The organism is Propionicimonas sp., assembly GCF_047606205.1.
Classification (GTDB): domain Bacteria; phylum Actinomycetota; class Actinomycetes; order Propionibacteriales; family Propionibacteriaceae; genus Propionicimonas.
The window spans coordinates 1-3,402 of sequence record NZ_JASGES010000205.1; the positions used below are offsets into that span (position 1 = coordinate 1).

The 3,402-nt window shown below is 72.7% G+C and carries 3 protein-coding genes; all 3 read right to left on the minus strand.

Annotated features, from left to right (window positions below):
* Nucleotides 1-1,094, minus strand: a 1,094-nt coding sequence (locus QM633_RS12935; protein WP_415154174.1) for a glycoside hydrolase family 3 N-terminal domain-containing protein, incomplete at its 3' end; no start/stop codon positions are given.
* Nucleotides 1,091-2,479, minus strand: coding sequence for a mycothione reductase (locus QM633_RS12940; RefSeq protein ID WP_415154175.1), 1,389 nt, complete (start codon nt 2,477-2,479; stop codon nt 1,091-1,093). The genes QM633_RS12935 and QM633_RS12940, both read right to left, overlap by 4 nt.
* Nucleotides 2,480-2,586: 107 nt before the next feature.
* On the minus strand, nt 2,587-3,402 hold an 816-nt coding region (gene ccsB, locus QM633_RS12945; protein ID WP_415154176.1), incomplete at its 5' end, for a c-type cytochrome biogenesis protein CcsB.

Below are 3,402 nucleotides of genomic sequence, written 5' to 3' on the forward strand. Positions count from 1 at the left end.
CTGCGGAGGCCGGCAGCCATCCGCCCGGCGGTGGACGCGTCCACGGTCAGCGCGAGGTCGCCGCCGGCCCGGACGAAGCGGACGGCGCGCTCGGCGACCGGGACGCTGCTCAGGGCAGCGGCTGCGCCGAGGTCGTCGCTCACCACCACCCCGTCGAAACCCTCGTCCCTGAGCAGCCCGATCACCGTCGGGGAGAACATCGCGGGACGCGCGGCATCCAGCTTCGAGTAGTACGCGGAGGAGACCATCACCGCGGCCACCCCGGCGGAGACGGCGTCACGGAACGGCTGCAGCCGGGCGCTGCCTGCGGTCGTGGTGGAGTCGACGACCCTCGCCGTGAAGTCGGTGTTGCCGGTCACCGCGCCCAGACCGGGGAAGTGCTTGACCGCGACCGCGACACCTGCGGCCTCCATCCCGCTGCTGAACGCCGCGACCTTCGCCGAGACGGCTCGGGGATCGGAGCCATATCCGCGCCCGAGCCGGGCGATCGGCTGGTTCGTCGACCGGTACTTCGCCGGGACGACGTCGGCCACCGGCGCGAGGTTCAGCCTCACCCCCGCCCTCGCCATCGCCTTCCCCCAGCCGGTCGCCCGGTCGGTCAGCTCGCGGGCAGGCATGGTCGCCTGTCGTGCGGCGGAGGGGATGGTGCCGAAGCCGGCCCCCTTCAGCCGCTGGACGAGCCCGCCCTCCTGGTCGGCCGCGACGAGCATGCCGGTGCCGCCGCCCAGCTTCGCCAGCCGCGCACTCAGGGACGCGACCCTCGACACCCCACCGGTCGTGGACCCCATCACGATCGCCGAGCCCAGGTGGTACTTCCTGATCGCCGAGCGCTGCGTGCCGGTCAGGTCGACGCCCACCCCGACCATCACCAGCTGCCCGACCTGCTCGGCCGGGGACAGCGCCGCCGCCTCGGCGGTGCACCGCGGGGACGAAGCGGTCGCGGTGGCCGACGGCGACCCGGACGCGGTGCCGGTGCCGGCGGGGTCGGTGGCGGACGGAGCAGCGGTCGTCGCGGGAGGGGTCGCAGCCGGGGGCCCCACCGCGCTGCACCCGGCCAGCACCAGCGCGGCCGCGAGGCCGACGAGGCGCCTCACCCGTCCAGGTCCACCGCGAGCAGGGCGTTCTCCACGACCTCGGCGAGGGCGGGGTGGATCCAGTACTGCCCGCGGGCCATGGAACGCACATCCAGGCCGAAGCTCATCGCCTGGATCAACGGCTGGATGAGGTTCGGCGCGTCCGGACCGATGATGTGGGCGCCAAGAAGCTGGCCGGTGGCGGGGTCGGCGATCACCTTGGCGAAGTGGTCGGTGTCCTCCAGTGCCCAGCCGTAGGCCACCGCGCCGTAGTCGCGGACGCCGACCACGTGCCGCAGTCCCCGCGCCCTGCACTCCTGCTCGGTGAGGCCCACGCAGGCCACCTGGGGGCCGCTGAAGACGGCCTGGGGGACGAACCGGTGGTCGCTGGCGACGAGGTCGTCGGGGTGCAGCAGGTTGTGCTGCACGACCCGTGCCTCGTGGTTGGCGACGTGCTTGAGCTGCCAGTGGCTGCTCACGTCCCCGAGCGCCCAGATGCCCTCGACGCTCGTGCGCTGGAACTCGTCGACCACGACGAGGCCGCTGTCGTCGACCTCCACCCCGGTGGCGGCCAGGTCGAGCGTGTCGGAGTTGGGGACGCGTCCGGTGGCCACCAGCACCTGCTCGGCCTCGAAGAAGTACTCGATGCCGTCGTCATCGGTCGTGCCGACCTCGATCCTGCCGCCGGTCTCCGCCACGGACGCGAGGTGCTGGCCGAGGCGCAGCACCACGCGCCGGCTGAGCAGATCGGTGAAGCGATCGGCCACCGCCTCGTCGGCGACCTTGAGCAGGCGCTGACCGCGGTGGAGCAGGGTCACCTGGGTGCCGTAGGCGGCGAAGATGTGCGCGAACTCGACGGCCACCAGGCCACCGCCGACGATGATCAGCGACTTCGGCAGCGCGTCCAGCCGCATGATCGAGTCGGAGGTGTGGATGCGGCCGGCGAGTGCGGGATCGTCCACGCCGGGCACCTCGGGGATGCGGGGACGCGAGCCCGCGGCCAGCACGAACCGGTCGGCGGTGAACTGCTCCTCCCCGACCCGCAGCATCCTCGGCGCGACGAAGTGCCCGTTCTCGCGGAACAGCGCCACGTTCGCGCTGTCGCGGCGCCACGCCTCGCCACTCGCTGCGATCGGGTCGATCCGCCCGAACACCCGGTCGCGGATGTCCGGCCAGCGGACCCGGATGTTGCCGACATCGACGCCGAGCCGCCCCGCCTGCCGGGCGTCCTCGATGACGTCCGCGGGGTGGGCGAACATCTTGGTCGGGATACAGCCGACGTTCAGGCAGGTGCCGCCGAACCACTCCTGGCCGTCGACCAGTGCCACCTTCCAGTCCGCGAACCGCTCGTCGACGATCGAGTTGCCGCTGCCGGAGCCGATCACGCACAGGTCGAAGTGCCGCATGTCACCGATTGTGGCACGGCGCGGTGACGGTTCCGTGGGCCGGCTGTCCCTTCACGGCGCCGCCCAGCCCCGCGCCCCGCCACGCAGCTGACCGGCGCGGCCGCCGTTCAGATGCCGGCGTAGGAGTGCAGGCCGGAGACCAGCAGGTTGATCCCCACGAAGTTGAACCAGAAGCTGGCCAGGCCGATCACGGCCACGACGGCGGCGCGGCGTCCCTTCCAGCCGGCGGTCGCCCTGGCGTGCAGGTAGCCCGCGTAGATGATCCAGGTCACCAGCGACCAGGTCTCCTTCGGGTCCCAGCCCCAGAACCGTCCCCACGCGTACTGGGCCCAGATCGCGCCCGCGGCGATGGTGAACGTCCACAGCGGGAACGCGAAGGCGTGGAAACGGTAACTCACCCGGTCGAGCGTCGCCGAGGACGGGATCCGCGCCAGGTAGCCGCGGACGGTCCCCCGCTCCTCCGCCCGGGAGCGGATCAGGTAGAGGATCGCGGCGATGCCGCCGATGTTGAGCGCTGCGCCCGCGGTCGCGGCCGCGATGATGTGGATGACGAACCAGACCGAGTGCAGGGCCGGCATCAGATCGGACACCGCGACGTAGAACACGGTCACGGCCAGGCCCTGGCCGATCGTGAGCAGCAGGGTGACCGGAAGGCCCAGCCAGCGCATGCCGTAGCGCAGCGCGAGCACGAGGTAGGCGATCGCGGCGATCGCCAGCGAGGTCGTGATGAACTCGTACATGTTGCCCCACGGGGCCCGGCCGGCCGCGATCCCGCGCAGCACCACGCCGGTGACGTGGGTGAGCACCGCGATCACCGTGATGGCCAGGCCCGCCCGCCCGAGCCCGTCGGTGCGGGGGCTGGGGACGGGCCGCTCCGGCGCGGGCGTGGCCTGGGTGGACCCCGGCCCGGCGCCGGGAGCACC